Source organism: Rhodoferax ferrireducens (genome assembly GCF_003347515.1).
In the GTDB taxonomy this organism is placed as follows: Bacteria; Pseudomonadota; Gammaproteobacteria; order Burkholderiales; family Burkholderiaceae_C; genus Rhodoferax.
The window spans coordinates 14,838-32,629 of record NZ_QEII01000313.1 but is presented as its reverse complement, the minus strand read 5'-3'; the positions used below and the strand labels follow the sequence as shown (position 1 = coordinate 32,629).

The following is a 17,792-nucleotide window of genomic DNA, read 5'->3' as shown; positions in this document are numbered from 1 at the left end:
CCTAATAAATCTCAGCAGCGTCGGCGGCGAGTGCGTGCGTGAGAATGCTGGTGGACAGCACGCCGGCATCTGTCAGCAGCGGGGCAAAGTCCACGATGCGTTGCGCCGAGATCGCCTTGGCGTCGATGGCCAGGCCCAGCGCCACGCCCGCACTGATCGTGGCCGCCGCGTTGAACGCCACCGCCGTCGCCGCGATGGCAATGGTGGGTGAAGTGGCGCCCATGCTCAGTAATGACTGTGCGATGGCAATGGCAATGGTGGCGCCGGCCTTGGGGATGCCCGCGGCGGCCGAAAATGTACCGGCTGTGGCCGACGACACCTTGGCCTGCGCCATTTCGTCGGCCAGGTGCAACTGGACGTCGTAGTCCTTAAAAGCGGACTGAAGAATGGCGGCTGCGCTGGCCGTATTCGCATGGGCGTGGGATGCCGCCGCCAAGATCCCGGCGCAGGACATGCGGGAAAACATCTGGCTGAAATCCACCGCCAGCACCACATCGTCATAAGTCGTGTCAATGGGTCGCGCGGGGCTGGCAAAACCTGTCGCGCTGGCGTTGGCGCCGTCGAACAGGTTGGCATTGTTGTCGGCATCCATCGCACCGGGCAAGGCCAGTGCATAAGCCACATTCTTGAGGGTGGCGCCAGCGGCATCCTGGACATGCAGCCGGGTGTTGCTCGCCGCCAGCGCCCCACCCAAACGCAGTGCGGTGCAAAAGTCAATGCCATTGATGTTCCCCAGTAAGGGCGAGGGAGACAGCACGGCCACGGGATGGCCCATGGCAATCAAAGGCGCGAAGCGGTCCAGGGCCGGCTTGAGGGCCGGACTGGCAGCCAGATCGGCATCCAGCCGGGGATCGGCCTGCGCCGCGCGAAACACGCCATAGCGCACACCGCGCAAATCGGCGCGCATCAGGCCCAGTGTCACCAGCGGCAAATTGCCCACCGCGTTCCCGCCACAGTCCTGCACGCCATCCCCTGTGGTGTCGGGACAGGGCAAGCGACTATGGACGGCGGCATAACCTACCAGGGCCTGATCAGCCGCAGTCAATGCCGGCGGCGCTTCGATCTCGACCATGCGCTGGTTGGCCGTCACGCCAAAACGCCACACCATCACCATCACCATGCCCAGCACCACCATGGCCAGTGCCAGTTCGATCAGCGTGTAGCCGTGGGAAGAATGACGCTTCATGGCAGCAGGCCCTTCAAGTCCAGCGCGGTGGCCCGCGTGCCCGCTGCCAACAAATCGGCAGCCGTTGCCACCTTGAACGCCTGCGCCGGTGGTAGCTGGGAGTGGGCAAAAACCAGGGCTTGATCGGCCAGCACTTTGCTGGCAACGGCCGCCGCGAGGCCTGCGGTAGCGGCGACCACGGCGGCCACGGCCGGGACCGTGACGGCCGCACCGGCCGCACCCGCGGTCTCGGCGACCAAGGCGACACCGGACCAACTGGCGCCCACGGCGATCGCCAGGTCAGCGGTCGAAATGGCAATGCCGACATTGGCCGCGGTCACATTCATGTCGCGCACGCGAATGGCAAAGTTGCGAAAACCAATGTAGCGGGTCGCAAACTGGTCGGTATCGTAGGCGGCAAAGGCGGCGCGCGCTGCGCTGTTGGCCTCGGCCAGGCGGCTGGCGCAGCCCAGGCGGGTGAACAGTTCGGTGATGCCGACGGTGACGCTCTGGTCGTCGTAGGTGGCGCTGTGGGGCGTGCCGCTGGCGGCAAATCTTCCGGCCACGACATTCACGCCGTCGAAGCGCGCGCCGTCGCCGTCGGCATCGATGGCGCCGGCCACGGCCAGGCCATAGGCAATCGGCACGGTTTGGGCTGCGTTCAACACCATGTTGGCGCCTAGCACCGCTACGGGCGGGGGCACGGCGGCGGCCGCGGCCGAGAGATTGCGCAACGCAGCGCAAAAATCAAGGCCGTTCGATGCCGTTGAAGTGACACCGGGCGGCAGCAGCGGTTGATGGCGATCCAGCAAGACTGTCAGATCCGCATCAGTCGTCACGGTGGCAGGCAATACCGCCGGTGCGCGGTACACGCCGTAACGTACCCGTTCCGACAGAAAGCTCAGACCCAGCGTCTTGAACGGCAGCCCGCCGATGACCGGGAGTGCCACGCCGGCGGTGACGCTGCAGTCCTCCACGCCCGTGCCGCTTGTATCGGGACAGGGCAGACGGCTGTTGGCGAGAATGAAGCCGTTGAGGGCGTCCTCGGCCCGACTGAGCGTGGGCGCCGTCAGACGGGCAATCACGGGCAGGCTCCTGATGCGCGGCAAGAACTGCCAGAACACCATGCCCAGGGCACCGATCACCGCCATCACCACGGCCAGTTCGATCAGAGAGAAACCGCGCATCGCGGCGCGCCGAGATGGCCATTTCATTTGACACCCCCCCGCAAATCGGCTGCCTTCAGAATCGCCTCTCCCCCTTGCAGCACGACGATGGCGCCGGCCGTGCCATTGGCCTGCTGGGCGGCAATGGCCGCCTGCAATGCGGTTATCGCGTTCGTTGCATCGGTGGCATTCTTGGCGTCAATCGTGGCGACCTTGCGCTCTTCCTTGGCGATGAGGTTTTTCGATAAATACGTGTCGTAGGCAGTCGTCATGGTGTCAATCAAGTTCACACCGTAAAAGACGTAGACCCAAGTGCCAAAAGCATCAAAAAATCCATCATTAACGTATTCGGGGTAAGCGATCAGCAGCGCAGCCTTGGCCGCGTCGTAGGCGGTTTTTGCCGTATCTCGGGTGTTGATCGCGGTCTGCCGGTTGATCGCGGACTGGTCCCGCACGGCCAGCAGATTGGCCAAGTAGGACTGCGCCTCCGGCGTCAGGGTCAGGGCATAAAACTGTTGCTTGGTCTGGTCCGTCGGATTGGCTTCTGCATCAGCCTTGGCCGCGACGTTTTGGGCGACAACATAGTTGTAGTTTTTGACGTCACTGTTGTATTGCCCGTCGGCCCGGATAGCCGCCTCTTTGGCGTCAGCGTAGGTCTTGTAGCTGTTGATCACCGCGTTCAATTTGGCGTCGCCCGGGTCCACATCCACGGGGCGGACCCACCCTGTCGGTTTCGGGCTGGGGTCTGCCACGCCGCGCCACGAAAAACCAGCGTTGTAGCTGTGCCATTTATTGCGAACATCCGTCACGGCATTGTTATAAGTGGTCAACGCTGTAGCAGCCTGTGCCTCGGCTGCGTTGGCTTTGATGTTGGATGCAGCGGCGGTGACCGCCGCGTCAGCGGCTGCTTGCTGCACCTGCACCAGCAAGTCCGCCAGATTGACCGAGCTGGGGTCCACGGCGGCCGATGCTTTTTGCGCCACCAGGGCTGTCTGCACCGTGGCCGTGACGTGATAGGCCACGGCGGCGGCGTTCAAGGCCACCGTGGTGGTCGCCAACACCACGGCGGTGGCGGCTGAGGCCACAGCTGCCGCATACCCCGGAATCAAGGCACAGCCGACCAGGACAAAGCAGGTGCCAATGGCGCCCGCCAGGGCGGAGGCAGCCGCCACCAAGGTCGAAATGGCGGTGGCCAGGGCGACACCCGAGGCGATCAGCTTGATGGTTTGAATCAAGGCCTTCACGCCGTTGACGACGCTCATGACGATGGCCACCAATCGGGCCGATTCGGCCTGGCTTCTCACCTCGTTGTTCACCTCGACAGCTTGCCCCATGGCGTCCAGGCTGCGGGTCGCCGTGGCGCAGTTGAGCAGATTCGACAGGTCCGAGAAACCATGCGCCACCACACGATCGTCGTAATTGGCGTCGGCCGGACGCGTAGGCAGGTCCAGCCCGGGCGCGGCCAGGGTATTCACGGGGAGGTCAAACACATTGCCATCACCGTCGAGGTCGCTGCCGCCGTCGGCCAGTGCATAGGCCACGTTGACCACGGCGGCGCCAGCGCCGGGAATATGGGCCGTCGTGGTATTGGCGGGGTCGCCGCTGGCCAGGATCAAGCCCCGGCACAAATCCACGACGCTGATCTGCGCCGGATCGTACGCGCCAAAATGGGTGCCCGCTGACGGGCTGGCGTAAAAGTCCCAGCGGGCGGGATTGAATCGGTCAACCCCTGTCGTCAGGTCGGCACCGGCCCCGCGGTAGGCGATGTAGCGCAGGCGCGTCACGCCGCGCGCCGGGGCGCTCGCATCCAGGCCCAGCGTGGCGACGGGCAACCAGCCCTGGTGCACCCCCACGGCGCAGTTTTGAATGCCACTCCCGGTGGTATCGGGACACGGCAAATAGCCGTTGATGGCGGCAAAGTTCACCACTGCCCGATCGGCCGCGGCCAGCAGCGCGGTGCGCTCGGTTTCCCGCTGGCTGATCTCCTGGGCTTTCAGGAAAACGAATCCAGCGGCCATGCCGAGCCCTAGCAGACCCACCAGCACCGCCAGCTCCCACAGCGAGAAGCCGCGTTGCGATCGGCCTCTGCTTTTTCCGGCCCCTCTGCGCCCGGTGAATCGGTGGCTCAACATGCTCATCTGATCAGTGCATGGGCGCAAGTGACGCCTGGCGCACCAGATCGTAAATCGGCAAGAGCAAGGCCACCACCAGCAGCAGGAAGAAGGTGCCGGCCACCAGGATGACCACCGGCTTGATGATTTCGGACAAGGTCCCGATCAACTGCGCCAGGCGCTGGCGGTACTCCTGCGCCAGGTGTTTGAGCTGGGTATCGAGTGAGCCGGTCTCCTCGCCCACCGCAATCATGCGCAAGGCCATCGGCGGAAATCCGCCCACCTGTTGCATCGCTGCGCCCAGCAACTCGCCGCGGTCCACCGCCACCCGCACCTTGTTGATGCGCTCCCGGTAGTACTCGTCGGACAGGGCGCGCTCCAGCACGCCCAGGCTGCGCATGATGTCGACACCGGCGGCAATCATGATCGCCAGATGCTCGGTGATGAAAGCCATGCCGGACGCTGTGACCAGCACGCGGGCGATGGGCAATCGATGGGCCAGGCTGGACAGCAGCCTGCGCGTTTTCTTGTTGAACTTCAGCAGCAGCCAGATGCCCAGCACGAGCACGGCCATCAGCATGAACGATGGCAGGGCGTTGCCCTCCAGCCACTTGGACAACTGCATCACGCCACGCGTGATCGCCGGCAGCTTGACCTGCATCTGCGAAAACAATTGCGCCAGATTCGGGATCACGTAATAGATCCAGAACAGGGCGGCGCCCAGAATGGTCGCGAACACAAACGCCGGATAAATCAGAGCCTGACGCATATTGCGCCCGAGTGTCGTCATGCGTTCAATGTGTTCGGCCGCCTCCAGCAGCATGCGGTCGATGGTGCCCGACTCTTCACCGATGGCCATCAGGTTACGCACCGACTCTGGAAAAATATTCGGATAACGATTAAAGGCCTCACTGATCGAGGCCCCGGCGTCGAGCGCCGAGATCAGCAGGCGGGCGGTGGCCGCGATACGCCGTTGCGAACTGTCGGTTTCGGCCGCCATGGCCTTGAGGCCCTCCAGGATGGGCACACCCGCCCGGGTCATGACCGCCAGGTCGCGCAGCAGGCCACTCAATTCGGTGGGCGGCAGCGTCTGCCCGGTCACGCTGCCGCTGGCGCCCAATACGACCGCCAGCCAGTTCGGCAAGCGGTAAAGGCTTAGCACCACGGCATCGAAATGTCGCTCCAGCCAGAGCCGGGCGGAGAGGTCGCGCTCCACCATCAGGCGCAGCATGCCGGAACGGGTGCGTCCGTTGGCCAGCAACAGTCGGTAGGCGTAGGTATTCATGGCGGGTCTACTCGGGGCTTTCGCCGATCACGCGCCAGACTTCCTCAAAGGTGGTCTGACCTTGCGCGATGCGCCACTTCGCCATGTCCAGCATGGGCTCGAATCCGGCCTCGACCGCAATGCGCCGCAAGGCCGTGCGGCCGAGGCCTTCCGAGATGGCATTGGCCATGGGCTCGTCCACGTTCAGAATTTCGTACAAGGGCAGGCGCCCCAGAAAACCCGTATGGGCACAGCGCTCACAGCCGCAACCGTGCATGACGCTGCCACTGTTGAATCGGCCGAGCCAGTCTTGTTGAACCTGTGTGGGCTGCTCGGGCACGCTGCAGAACGGGCAATTGCGCCGGACCAGGCGCTGATTCACCACGGCGACAAGATTCTCCGCGATGGTCTGCGGACCCAGCCCCAGTGGCACCAGCCGGCTCATCACGCCAAACACACTGGCGACGTGCAGGGTCGAGAGCACCAGATGGCCGGTGGCCGATGCCGTCACCGTGGCTTGCGCCGTCTCGGCATCGCGGATTTCGCCTACCAGAATCACATCCGGATCGTGTCGCAAAAAGTGCCTCAGCGCGGTACTGAACTCATAGCCGGCGCGCCGGTTGACCTGGGTCTGGCCAATGGTGGACAGGCGGTATTCGATCGGGTCTTCCACCGTCAGCACATTGCGCTCGATCAGGGCCTGCAGGCGCAAGGCCGCGTGCAGCGTAGTGCTTTTGCCCGAGCCGGTGGGCCCGGTGAGCAACACCATGCCGGACGGCTTGGCAAAGACACGCTGCAGCAGCGCAATGTGGTCGGCGCGAAAGCCGAGCTGCTCCAGGCGCGACAGGTCCGAACTCTCCGGCAGCAGGCGCAACACCATGCGCTCGCCGTACTCGGTGACGAGGGTGGAGACCCGCACGGTGAAGGGCGCGTCCAGAACCGTGGTTTGAAAACTGCCATCCTGCGGCCGTCGCTGCTCCGAGATATCCATCGTCGCGCCCAGCTTGACGTACACCACCAGGCGTGACAGGGACATCGGCAGCGCGAACATCGGGCGCAGCACGCCGTCTATGCGAAACAGCAGGTGATAACTGCTGGCAGAGGGCGCCAAGTGCACGTCAGTCGCGCGCTCGCGCACCGCCAGGTGCAGCACATACTCCAGCAGCTTTTCCGGACTGCGCGAGTGGTCCACATCGTCCGACAACAGTGAGATCTCCCGCTTGATCAGCGACTCGGCCGGATTCTGCGCAAAGTAATAGGTCTGGCGCACCAGCTGCAATACATGCCGGAACTCGGACTGGAAAAACTTCGGGCTGCAGCCACAGCGACGCTGCACCAGTTCCCGCAAATCGTCGGGATTGCCGTCGCCCAGCAGGATGTGAACGAAGTCGCCCTGGCGCACCAGCGGCATGAAGCCGCGCGTCAGGCACAGCTCGCGGTTGAACAGCGCCAGCAACTGCGGATCGGGTGTTGGCGTCGCATCGGTTTCCACAAAGGGGATGCCCCGCTGACTGGCGAGGTTGTGCGCCAGATCGCGCTCGGTCAGCAAGCCGTGCTGGACCAGCAAGAGCCCGAGCCGGCCCCCTTCGATCTGTTGCTTCTGCATCGCGTAGTCGAGCTGAACCGGCGTCAGCTTGCCTTGCGCGACCAGGCGCTGGCCCAGTTGCATGAGATCCGGCACGCCGGCTTCAGGCGCCGTGGTTTCTTCTATGTTCATTGCGCTATCCATGTTCTGCTCGCATCCGCTCAAACGGCGCTCTTGGCTGTGCCATGTTCCAGAAGGAACAGCGTCCACGCATCCACACCGGTCTGCGCCGGCACGCCATGCTGGCGCTGAAAAACATTGAGCGCCGCCAGCGTGCGCCAGCCGGCCATGCCGTCCACTGGCGCGGTATACAAATTGTTCGCCACCAACTGGACCTGCAGCCAGCGCACGGCCTCGCTCTGCGCGCCCTCGCTCAGCGCGAAGGGCAGATGCACCGGGCGCCACAGCACCCAGCGATCGCCCGCAGCCGTCCAACGGCAGGCCTTGTGGCCCTGGGCGTCAGGGACATCCGGCACCTGCATGCCGGCCGGCACCGCTGACAGCGCCAGCCCGTCCTTGGCGAGTAATTGAAGTGTTGCGCCGCGGGTGTCGGCACCCAGACCGTTTTGAATATCGGCCAGGCGTGCACCGGCGCGTAAGCCCTGCAGGCAAGCCTGTAAATCCTGTGTCGCATCCTGTTTCACGGCGGCCGCCGGCACCCTGGCCACGGGAAGCATCGCTACGGGTGCCACCGCCGCCGGGGCGGGTTTCGCCTGTGCCATCAAGGCCGCGGACAAGCGGTCAACGCCGGTCCAGGCGGCCAGTCCGACAGCAAGCGCGACGCCGCCGCCTATCAGCGGCCATTTGAAGCTGCGTCGACCGGGTGTGCGCGCGATGCCGCTTTCGCGCGCCGCAAGCTCAATCAATGCCTTGTCGATCTCGCGGCGCTCCGTCGGCGCCACACCGTACAGGCAGCGATCCATGATCAGGTGAAGCCGCCGCGGATTGCCGCGCGCGTGCCGATGCAGGGCGCCTTGGGCCGCTGCGTTCAGGCGCAGGCGGCCATCGGTGCCTGCGCGTGCGATTCTGAAACTGATGTAGCGCGCGCACTCGCTGGGCGACAGGGGTGCCAGTTCGATGTGCTGCACGATGCGGCTGGCCAGTTGCCGGCTTTCATTCTTGCGCAAGAGCAGCAACAATTCGGGCTGGCCGGACAACACAATCTGCACCAGCTTGTTCTGGCGCGTTTCCAGGTTGGACAGCAGGCGCAGCAGTTCCAGGCTCGCCGCGTCAAGATTCTGCGCATCGTCGATCACCACCACACAGCATCGCCCCTGCGTGTTCTGTTCGATCAGATAGTGGTTCAGGCGGTCAATGTCTTCGGCCATGTCCGCGCCGCCGGCGAGACCAAAATCCCGATTGATCGCGAGCAGCAGATCCCGGCCCTGCAGGAAGGTGTTGAAGACAAAGGACACGGCGCAGTCCGTCGCCGCCAGATCGTCCATCAGGCAACGCAGGAAGGTGCTCTTGCCGGTGCCGACCTCCCCCGTCAGCAGCACAAAACCTTTGCCCGCCTTGAGGCAATGCAGCGTCTCCGCAAATTGCTGCTCAATGGCTTCGGTGCGAAAGTAGCAGTCTGCGTCCGGCGTCTGCGGAAACGGATTGCGCTCAAAGCCCAGCGCGCGCAAGTGCTGTGGCAGGGCCACACGCTCATTCATCTGGGCGCTCCCAGTTCGCGGCTGTACCGTTGCACGGTCTCCGATTCGGGATGGCGCTCCGCCAGCGCGCCGATCACGCGCCGCGCTTCTTCCTGGCGGCCGGCTTTCCAGTTCAGCAGCGCCAGATTGATGCCGGCGGACTCATCGCCCGGAATGCGCTCGCCAATCTGGCGGTACAGCACCATCGCCTGCGCCTCATCGCCGCTCTGCATCCGGTGCCAGGCGTTCAGACGCAACAAGGTGATGCTCTCGGGCGGCAAACGTGTGGCCAACTGCTTGAGCAAGTTTGTGGCCTCCTCGTTTTGTCCCGCCTGAATGGCGCGTTTGACGGCCTGCGTGAGTCGGTTGGTTTCTTCCGGATTGATCTCGTCCGCAGCCGGCGCTGTTTCGGTGACTACCTGCGCTGGCGGTTTCGGCCGGGCCTGGGCGCGGGGCTTGGGCTGCACGGTTTTTGCGGGTTCCGCCAGACTTTCGCTGGTCGGTGTCGAAACCGGTACCATGATTTCAGTGCGCGCAGGCGGCGCCTGGACTGGTGCCTCGGCAAACTGGATCGGCGGCACGGGTGCCGAAGGCACTGCGGGCATCGGGGCCGGTTGGTGGTCAGGTTCACGCACTTGCTCTGCCGCGAACTTTGCCTTCAGCGCGCTCATGGACAGCCAGCCGCCCAGCACGACCAGCAGGCAGCCCAGCACGACCAGATAAACCCAGCGCGGCGCGCCTGATTTCCGTGCCGTAGCCGCATAAGGGTTGGCCACGGTCTTGTCCGGCGTGCCCGCTACGCCGGATTCCTGTTCCAGCTTGTTCAGGGCTGAATAGATCAGGCTCACAGCAGTTTCACCTTCAAGACAATCACCATCTCGCGGCTGTGATGGTTGGTCGATTCGTTGCCGAACATCTTGCCGAACACAGGCACGTCGGACAGGCCGGGCGTTCCGCGATCGGTGCCGGAGGTGTTCTGGTCGATCAGGCCGCCAATGATCACGGTGTCGCCATCCTGAATGTTCAGGGTGGTGGTCATGCCCTTGAAGCTGACTTTGGGCAGCGTGACCTTGTTGCCGCCGCCCACATCCTGCAACTCCAGGCTGACCGCGTCGACTTCGGTTTGCATCGGATTGATCAGCAACTCCACATTGCCCTGATCCCCGATGAAGGGAACCACGCCAATGATGACGCCGCTGAAGACTGAGTCGGTTTGAACATCGGCCGTCGTGGTGGCGGCGCCGCCACCCGGATTGGTCACGGTCACCGAGGACTTGGCCACATAGCGGTTGGAGCTGCCCACGCTCAACAGCGCCGGGACGTTGTTGCGCACCCGTATGCTAGGGTTGGACAGGACCTTCACGTTGCCGAAGCCGCGCAACAGGCTGATGGCTGCGGAAACGCTGCCGCGGGTGTAGGCCAGCCCGGCCGAGCGCCCCTCGGCGTAGCCGATGGACTGTGATGGAAAGATCAGTGTGCGCGCCGCCGCTGCTTCACCGGTACTGGACAGTATCGAGGACACGGCGCTGGCCGCAATGGGTGCGCCGCCCACGATGCCGGCGACGTTGTTGCGCAGCAAAGTCCAGTCCACCCCGTATTGGAACTGGTCATTGAGTTCCACATCCAGCAACTGGGCTTCGATCAGAACCTGGCGGCGCAGCACCACCTTGTAGCGATCGATCATTTTTTCGACCATGCGCATCTGCGACGGCCGCGTGCGTACAAACAAGGTGCCCGAGCTTTTGTTAAGGCTGTAGACCGTGCGTTTTCTGTCCTCTTCCTTGTTGTCGGACTGCTTGGCCTCGCCTTCCTTGGCGCCAATCAGCTGCTTCAGGTTGGTTTCGAGCTGGTCGTAGCTTTCGATTTGCTTGCCGGTTCCACCGCTCAGGGAAATATTGCCGCGTATCTGGTCGCCGGCCGTCCCGCCGGTATTGGCACCGAACACATTGCCGCCGGCGGTGACATCCAGACTCATGCGGGAATTGAGAAAGTCGATGTTGAAGAATCGCTCCTCGAACATTCCGATCTTCGTGGTGTTCCCTTCAACCTGACCCGACAGGTCAAAGGCATCCAGAATGTGCCGGTACAACTCGCGTGCCGTGACGCGGTTCAGGTAGAAGCTGGCGCGCTTGTCGATGGCCAGCACTTCCGGATCGACCAGCATGTTCATGCGGGCCTGGTCCGAGAAGACCTGCAGCATCGAGCTCAGCGTGGCGTTCTGCAGCTTGACCGATACGATGATGTCTTCCATCGGATCGTGACGCGGCGCAATCGCCTGCGGCTCGGGCTGGACCGCCCTCTTTTCAATCAGCTGCCGGGTTTCGTCGCGGGCGGCGGCCAGCTTGGCAGACTCCTGCGCCAGATTGGCGGTGAGCTTGCTGATGGTTTGTTCGTCGGTGGGCGGCAGGGTGCCGAGGCTGCGAGGTGTGGTGTTGGCACAGCCCGCCAGCAGGGCTGCGCCACCCAGGAGAAACACTGCGCGGGGCAGACCGCTGTAGAGCGCCTGGCGCTGGGGGAATAGAGGAAAAATCTTCATTGCGTCGCTCGCCTTTTCACAATAATTTGTTGGTTAGTCGTGCCATCAAGGCGTTAGAACTGATCGCCAGGGTGCGATCGTCGAAATTGGTGTCCACTGCGCGCGTTGGTGATGCAAAGCAACGCCCGTTGGCAGGCAGCGTGTTGTGGATGCCGTCCACCTGCAGGCCATCGCCATCGAGGTCTTCGCCGGACGCCAGAAGCACAAAAGCCGGATTGCTCACGACATTCGCGGCGCAGTTTTGGGCGCCCTGGGCCGTCGTCCCGTCGCCGGTCACGTAGACGAATGCGATGTTGGGCACAAGCTGGACGGCTGCCGTCTGGACCGTGGCTGGAGCGGTACTCACAGCCAGATCGGCCGCCGGGTTGCGGTACACGCCGTAAATGGCGCGCTGCCGCGCTGACGGCTGGCTCAGGCCCATCGACAGATAAGGCAGCCAGCCCACCTGGGTGCCGGCCGGGCAGGCACCGGCCACCAGCGCCTCATAGCCGTCGCCCGCCGTATCCGGGCACGGCAAGCGACTGCGCATGCCGGCAAACAACATGACGCTCTCCGACAGCGACACCAGTTGCGCGTCGGTCCCCAGCTGGTTGCCGCTTCTGAACAGGCCCAGATAGGCCGCGCTGCCCGACACCATCAGACCGATCACCACCAGCGAAACCGCCATCTCGATCATTGAAAATCCGCGCAGGCGCGGACAAGCGCCATGGGAGCCCGTCATTTGGTGGCTTCCGGTTTCTGGGGTACCGAAATGTCCATGCGCATCCGGGACTGCAACTTGGTCAACTGCGCGACGTAGCCTTGCATCTTCTTGCCGTCACCACCGCCCGGCTTGGCGCTTTCGTGCTGGATCTCCAGTGCCAGTGCCTGCATTTCCGTCGCAGTTTGCAGATTGCTGATCACGGCATCCAGGTTGACACCGGCCACCGTCGAGCCATGCTTTTCTTTCAGGCGGGTCAGCATTTCTGCGACCTTTTTGGGGTCGGGCTGCTTGCCATCACGCATGGCGTTGGCAAGTTCCTGCTGCATCGTTTCCAGCTCCTTGAGCTCACGCTGGGTCGCCGCCGGCCCGGTCGTCATGGGCAGGCCATTCAACGGCTTGTCAGCCTGCGCCTGCACCTGCGAGGACGATGGGATGCCACCCGCCGCCCAAGGCGGCGCGCCGTCACCCGCTCGCGGTAAATTTGCGGCAGGGGCGGACGGCGGGGCTAGCGACGGCGCCACCGAGACCGTTGACCCGGGTAGTGGCTCAGAAGTGGACGAAGCACGCCAGCCGACCACGATGGCAATGGCCAGCAAGGCCAGAACCAGCGCGACCAGAGCCATGAACCGCTTGTTCAAGACCATCTCCTACTTCTCTTCCAGGGGTCTGGCGGTGCTGCCCGAGACCTGGCTACGCGGTACCGACAGCACTTTGCGCCGGCCCTTGTAATCAATCACCACCTCGTTCAGGCTGATCGCCACCAAGCGACCCCCATCGGGCATGCTGTCACCACTGGCATACAGCTTGCCGTTGATCACCGCGCGCTGCATGTCGGTGGAAAGATAGACCATGGAAATGACCGGTGCTTCCTTGGCCAGTACCGTCACCGTTTTACCGGTCTGCGAGGTGCTGCCTTGCACGGCCGGTTTGACCAGCGACGCGAGTGGCGGCGGTGCGGGTTGCGCCAGCGGTCCTGTCGCCACTTGCGAGGCAAGCGGCTTGAGTGCGTCAATCTGGGTGAGCACGCGATCGATCCTGCGCAAGCGTTGCAGCGCCTCTTCGCCTTCCTTGCCGTGCAGGCTGGAAGGTGCCGAAGCGGACCATGCCGGCGCTGCTTTCAAGGCCAGGCGCACGGCCAGCACACTGGCCCAGGCCAGCGCGGCGAGACTGGCCACCATCAGCAGCAATGCGGCGTATTTCTTCATGATATGTCTGCGCTGACAGGCGCAATCCGGCGGACAGAATAGGAAAAGAAACCCGGTTGCTGCGTCTGGTAACCCGGGTCTTCTGCCTTCACCTCGTAGCCCTGCGCACGCAAGGCCGCCAGGAATCCTGACAGGGCGCGCTCGGAGCCCGCGTTGTTGACTGGCACGCCATCCACCCGAAAGCCCGCTTGGGGTCCTTCGGCGGACAACAGACGCACGCGCATGACGCGCACGCGCTGGTCAGACGCCTTGCGAACCGTGTCCAAAAATCCGAGCAGATCAGGGCTGGCGGCAGCGCCTGCCAGTGCATCCAGAAAACCCAGGGTTTCGGCTTGCCGGGCCAACAGGGTGGCCGGTGCCACGTCCAGCCCGGCATTGCGGCTGGTGATGGTGGCGATTTCTTCGCGCATGCGACCCTCTTGCGCCTGCAATTGCAAGGTTTGCATGACCCAGGCGGCGGCGACCAGCATGAATCCGATCCCGCAGGTGGCCGTGACGCCCGCGATCGGCAGGCTGAAGCGCTCCGCGGCCGCGGCGACGCGGTCGATCCACGGATTGACCGCAGCGCGCCACGAGAGCGCTTGCGCCATCGCGTGGGCTGCGGTGCGCAATGCGCCGCTCTCCGAGGTAAAGCGGGCGACCGGCGCGGACTCGACCTTGACGCCCAGACGGCGATGAGCGATGGCGTGAAGTCGTGCACCGTCGTCAAGGTCCGGCGCCAGCAGATCGCACCAGTAGAGCGCCATTTTTTCGTGGCGTGGCAACCACTGAGCGCGCACCTGCTCGACCAGGTTCAGGAGCGCCGTGTCGATGTCGTCGGGGTCGTCTGAGAAAGCCGTGGTGGACAGATAAACCAGCGCCCCCGGTTGCGACAGCAGGAAGCGGAACTGACGCCCGGTGCGACACAGCACGGCATCATGGCGCTGCGCCAGTGCCAGCATCCCGGCATCGACCGAAAACAGCAAACCGACGGAGGGCTGTTGTTGCAGCCAGGTGAACGAATCCTGCCAGGCCGCCACTGGCACCGCCGTGTAGTAGGCGCGGGAGCCGCCGCCTGCCGCCAGGATGCGGTGCGCGAGCACATGCGCCTCGCCATCGATCAGGCCTTCGGAGCGCAGGTGCTTCTCGATGACCGCGGCGGCGAAATCGGGCTGGGTGTCGACGGCCATCACACCGGACGGCGCATTGTCGAAATCAGTCAGGATGCGGCTTTGAGGAGCGAGTAGCGGCTGGGCGGACGATGTCTCCCAGACACCGTCGTGCTCGCTGTACCACACGCCCTGCAAGGACAGTATCAAGGCGGACTTCATAGCGGCCGATCCGAGATCCGGAAATTGAGCGAGCCGCGCAGGCTCACCATCACCGGATAGCGCGCGCCGGCGAGCGCATCAAACAAACCTTCATCGGGGTGCGTCACAGCCACGTCGAATTCCTCAAGTTTCAAGAGCTGGTTGCTGTTGCGCGCGGTGGACACCAGCACGGCATTGAACTGCTCACGCGGCAAACTCTGCTGGCGCAGGCTGATCTGCCGCTCGCTCCAGTAGCGCGGCAGCACCAGGGATGCCTCGGCGCGCTGCTGCACGGTGCCGGAGACGGTCAGCAGCGCGCGGTTGCGCTTTGCCAATTCCTCGTGGCTGCGCGCGTCCGCCAGCATCGCATTCACATCGGCCATGGCGCGTTGCGCCTGGGCGCGAGCCGCGCGGGCCTGGTCAAACCCGAGCACGCCGAGTAGCAGCACGGCCACCGCGCCGCCGAGCAACATCAGCCCGGTAGAGCGGCCGGGCCGGCTGGCACCAACATCCTGGCCCGACGTCTCGGTGTTCATTGGTCCATGACCCAGATGGCGGTCACCAGCACCACCTGGTCTTCATCCAGCCTGAGGCCCGTGCCGGAGGCTGTGGCGGCAGCTGCATTGGTTTGGCCGAAAGTGTTGTTGGCGGCCCATTGCAGGCCCGGCTGATTTGCCGTCGATGTGGTGTTGGCTAACCTGTTTTGCTGGCGGAAGCGCCCTTCCAGCGCGTCCGGCTTGCCGTCCACCAGTTGGTCAAGATAACGCGCCAGATCCGGCGTCAAACCCCGGATGACCATCACATTGCCCGCCCCCTGAATTTCTCCGGCCGGATTGAATTGAAAGCAGACCTGCAATTCGGCCGGGTTGCCATTGCTGTCGGTGTACACGTAACGGTCTTCCTTGCCCTCGCCACGTCCGGGCGGCATGCGATTGCCAATGCGCTGCATCAGGGCACGCAGATTCTGGACCGCCAGAGCGGGGTCGCCTGTACCGACGGAATCGGCGACAAAACCCTGACCATTGCAGATGCGCAGGCCGGTATTGGTGTAATTGGCAGGCACGCCCGCCAGTGCGCCATTCAGGTTGCCAACGGAAGCCAGTGCGCCGCCAATTTTGGTTTCATCCCCGTTGACCATATTGGTCGGGGCCACCTGACTGTCACCCAGCACCACGCCGGCGCGCTGGTAATAACCGTCGTAACTCTTCTTCCATTCGTAGATGAATTTGTTGCCGACCTTTTGGTATTCGGCGTTGCGCATTACGTCCTTACCCACGGCCAGTGCGCCCAGAATGAGGCCGATGATGACCAGCACGATCGCCATTTCGACCAGCGTGAAGCCATGCTGGTGACGGGCGGAAAACGTTGTTTTTTGGGTTGCCATGGTGGTTCCTGTCGTGCGCTTATTGGTTCATCTTGTAATGGGCGACCACAGTGAAGACCTGATCTTCATCCAGTGTCGCCCCCGCGCCGCTGGCTGCGGGGGCGGCGGCGGCTTGGGCGAATGTATTGTTAGCAGCCCACTGGACGCCCGGCGCATTGGCTACGCCGTTGGCGACAGCTTGTTGGCGGAACATGCCTTCCTGCGCATCAGCCTTGCCGTCAATCATTTGGTCCAGCGAGCGCGCCAGATCAGGGGTCAAACCGGAAATCACCATCACATTGCCTGCGCCAGAGGGGGTGATGGGTGGATTCCATTGAAAGCAAACCTGAATTTCCTGCGGGTTGCCATTGGAGTCGAGGTAAACGTAACGGTCTTCGGAGCCCTCAGCCCGGCCGGGGGGCATGCGCACGCCGACTTGCAACATCATGGTGCGCAGGTCAAATTCACCGATACCCGTGGCGTTTTGGGTGGCTCTTGTCATACCCGGTCCGATGACGCCATGACAAATCGAAGTGACGGCCGCCGGCAGCACGGCAGTCATATTCCCACCCGAAAGCGGGGTGGCAGCGGCTGGAGTGTAGGCAGTGTTGTAATTCGAGCCGTTAACCATCAAACGCGGCGCCGTCTGGCTATCCCCCGGCACCACTCCCGTCCGCTGCGTATGTGCGTTGTAAGCCAGCACCCACTGGTCGACAAACTTCTGCTTGACCTTGGTGTATTCAGCGTTGCGCTGCACGTCCTTGCCGATGGTGATCGCGCCGAGGATGAGCCCGATGATGACCAGCACGATGGCCATTTCGACCAGGGTAAAGCCGCCTTGACGACGGGCCGCACCGCTGCTGCGGCATTGAGCGCGGCGCAGGCCGCACAACAGGGATTTAGACATGGTGCCCTCTCAGAGGTAAGGAAAAATGGAAGAAAACAAGCAGCCACAGGGGCTTTGTCTGCATTTGTTTACGATTCGGCAACAGCTTGTTACTATTTACTAAGGTTGATCAAACAAATGCAAAGGATGATGTGCTAGGAAATATCGTTACAAATAGTTACAGGGCGCGAGTGTACGTAGCAATGCAGCACATTGAAATGGTCCATAAAGACCATGCCCGACGCATCGGCGCCGTGATGAAATGACCCATGAGTTCCATCTGCGTCGCATTAATTGACGATCACGCCATCTTCCGTATCGGGCTGGGAATGGTCATTGGCACGGCCATGCCGGGTACCCGGATTTTCGAGGCGGCCTCCCTGGATGAGGCCCTGGCCGGCGCGCCCGACCATGTGGACGTGGTGTTGCTGGACATCCGGCTCAATGGCTTGAGTGGACTTGAAGGCATCGGGCTGCTCAAACACAAATGGCCTATGACGCCTGTGTTGATGTTGTCATCCCATGATGAGCCTGAGACCGTGCGTCTGGCGCTGGCGCGGGGTGCCGCCGGTTTTGTGTCCAAGGCCCAGGCGGCCGCACAAATTGTGGAAGCCATCCTTCTGGTTTTGCGCGGCAGCGTGGGCGGCCTGCCATCCATTGCCAGCCGTGCCGCGCCGCGGCGCTTGACGCCACGTCAGTGCGAGGTGCTCGAACTGCTGCACCAGGGGCTCTCGAACAAGCTCATTGCGCGCCAGCTGACGGTGTCGGACAACACCGTGCGCAGGCATGTGCAGGACATCCTGGAGTTTTTCGGCGTGGCGAGCCGCACAGAAGCCGTGTTCGCCGCGCGTTGTCAGGCGCTGGTGGGCTGAGGCATGACGG

The 17,792-nt window shown here is 63.4% G+C and carries 16 protein-coding genes; 1 reads left to right on the top strand and 15 read right to left on the bottom strand.

What is annotated here, in order from left to right:
• Position 1 precedes the first annotated feature (1 nt).
• From C5P05_RS25865 to C5P05_RS25795, 15 genes are read right to left on the bottom strand one after another with little or no spacing between them, the layout of a single operon-like run.
• Complete coding sequence (locus C5P05_RS25865) at positions 2–1,186, bottom strand: prepilin-type N-terminal cleavage/methylation domain-containing protein (protein WP_114972744.1); 1,185 nt, start codon at positions 1,184–1,186, stop codon at positions 2–4.
• The gene (locus tag C5P05_RS25860) at positions 1,183–2,379 is read right to left on the bottom strand and encodes a type II secretion system protein (RefSeq protein ID WP_114972743.1); all 1,197 of its coding nucleotides are present in this window, start codon (positions 2,377–2,379) and stop codon (positions 1,183–1,185) included. The genes C5P05_RS25865 and C5P05_RS25860 overlap by 4 nt, the downstream gene beginning before the upstream one ends.
• Positions 2,376–4,463: a hypothetical protein gene (locus C5P05_RS25855; RefSeq protein WP_114972742.1), complete on the bottom strand. Its 2,088-nt coding sequence runs from the start codon at positions 4,461–4,463 to the stop codon at positions 2,376–2,378. Before C5P05_RS25855 ends, C5P05_RS25860 begins: the two co-directional genes overlap by 4 nt.
• A 10-nt stretch (positions 4,464–4,473) precedes the next feature.
• Entirely contained in the window at positions 4,474–5,727 is a 1,254-nt protein-coding gene (locus tag C5P05_RS25850) for a type II secretion system F family protein (protein WP_114972741.1), read from the bottom strand.
• A 7-nt stretch (positions 5,728–5,734) separates the two neighbouring features.
• Entirely contained in the window at positions 5,735–7,423 is a 1,689-nt protein-coding gene (locus C5P05_RS25845; RefSeq protein ID WP_232834666.1) for a GspE/PulE family protein, read from the bottom strand.
• Positions 7,424–7,452: 29 nt separating this feature from the next.
• The gene (locus C5P05_RS25840) at positions 7,453–8,949 is read right to left on the bottom strand and encodes an AAA family ATPase (protein WP_114972740.1); all 1,497 of its coding nucleotides are present in this window, start codon (positions 8,947–8,949) and stop codon (positions 7,453–7,455) included.
• Positions 8,946–9,776 carry a tetratricopeptide repeat protein gene (locus C5P05_RS25835; protein ID WP_114972739.1) on the bottom strand — a complete coding sequence of 277 codons (831 nt, stop codon included), beginning with the start codon at positions 9,774–9,776 and terminating at the stop codon, positions 8,946–8,948. Before C5P05_RS25835 ends, C5P05_RS25840 begins: the two co-directional genes overlap by 4 nt.
• Positions 9,773–11,464, bottom strand: coding sequence for a pilus (MSHA type) biogenesis protein MshL (mshL, locus tag C5P05_RS25830; RefSeq protein WP_114972738.1), 1,692 nt, complete (start codon positions 11,462–11,464; stop codon positions 9,773–9,775). The genes C5P05_RS25835 and mshL overlap by 4 nt, the downstream gene beginning before the upstream one ends.
• A gap of 16 nt (positions 11,465–11,480) precedes the next feature.
• Positions 11,481–12,185 carry a prepilin-type N-terminal cleavage/methylation domain-containing protein gene (locus C5P05_RS25825; protein ID WP_114972737.1) on the bottom strand — a complete coding sequence of 235 codons (705 nt, stop codon included), beginning with the start codon at positions 12,183–12,185 and terminating at the stop codon, positions 11,481–11,483.
• Positions 12,182–12,805 (bottom strand): hypothetical protein, encoded by a 624-nt coding sequence (locus C5P05_RS25820; RefSeq protein ID WP_157979458.1) that lies wholly within the window; start codon positions 12,803–12,805, stop codon positions 12,182–12,184. Before C5P05_RS25820 ends, C5P05_RS25825 begins: the two co-directional genes overlap by 4 nt.
• 9 nt (positions 12,806–12,814) lie before the next feature.
• A complete protein-coding gene (locus C5P05_RS25815; protein ID WP_114972735.1) occupies positions 12,815–13,372 on the bottom strand; it encodes a hypothetical protein in 558 nt (185 codons plus the stop codon).
• The gene (locus tag C5P05_RS25810; protein WP_114972734.1) at positions 13,369–14,682 is read right to left on the bottom strand and encodes a hypothetical protein; all 1,314 of its coding nucleotides are present in this window, start codon (positions 14,680–14,682) and stop codon (positions 13,369–13,371) included. The genes C5P05_RS25815 and C5P05_RS25810 overlap by 4 nt, the downstream gene beginning before the upstream one ends.
• Complete coding sequence (locus C5P05_RS25805) at positions 14,679–15,197, bottom strand: hypothetical protein (RefSeq protein ID WP_114972733.1); 519 nt, start codon at positions 15,195–15,197, stop codon at positions 14,679–14,681. Before C5P05_RS25805 ends, C5P05_RS25810 begins: the two co-directional genes overlap by 4 nt.
• Positions 15,194–16,045 (bottom strand): type II secretion system protein, encoded by an 852-nt coding sequence (locus C5P05_RS25800; protein ID WP_114972732.1) that lies wholly within the window; start codon positions 16,043–16,045, stop codon positions 15,194–15,196. Before C5P05_RS25800 ends, C5P05_RS25805 begins: the two co-directional genes overlap by 4 nt.
• 19 nt (positions 16,046–16,064) lie before the next feature.
• The gene (locus tag C5P05_RS25795) at positions 16,065–16,931 is read right to left on the bottom strand and encodes a type IV pilin protein (RefSeq protein WP_114972731.1); all 867 of its coding nucleotides are present in this window, start codon (positions 16,929–16,931) and stop codon (positions 16,065–16,067) included.
• 248 nt (positions 16,932–17,179) lie between these two features.
• Here C5P05_RS25795 and C5P05_RS25790 point away from each other — a divergent pair, with 248 nt between their 5' ends.
• On the top strand, positions 17,180–17,782 hold the full coding sequence (locus C5P05_RS25790; RefSeq protein ID WP_114972730.1) for a response regulator transcription factor: 603 nt from the start codon (positions 17,180–17,182) through the stop codon (positions 17,780–17,782).
• Positions 17,783–17,792 lie beyond the last annotated feature (10 nt).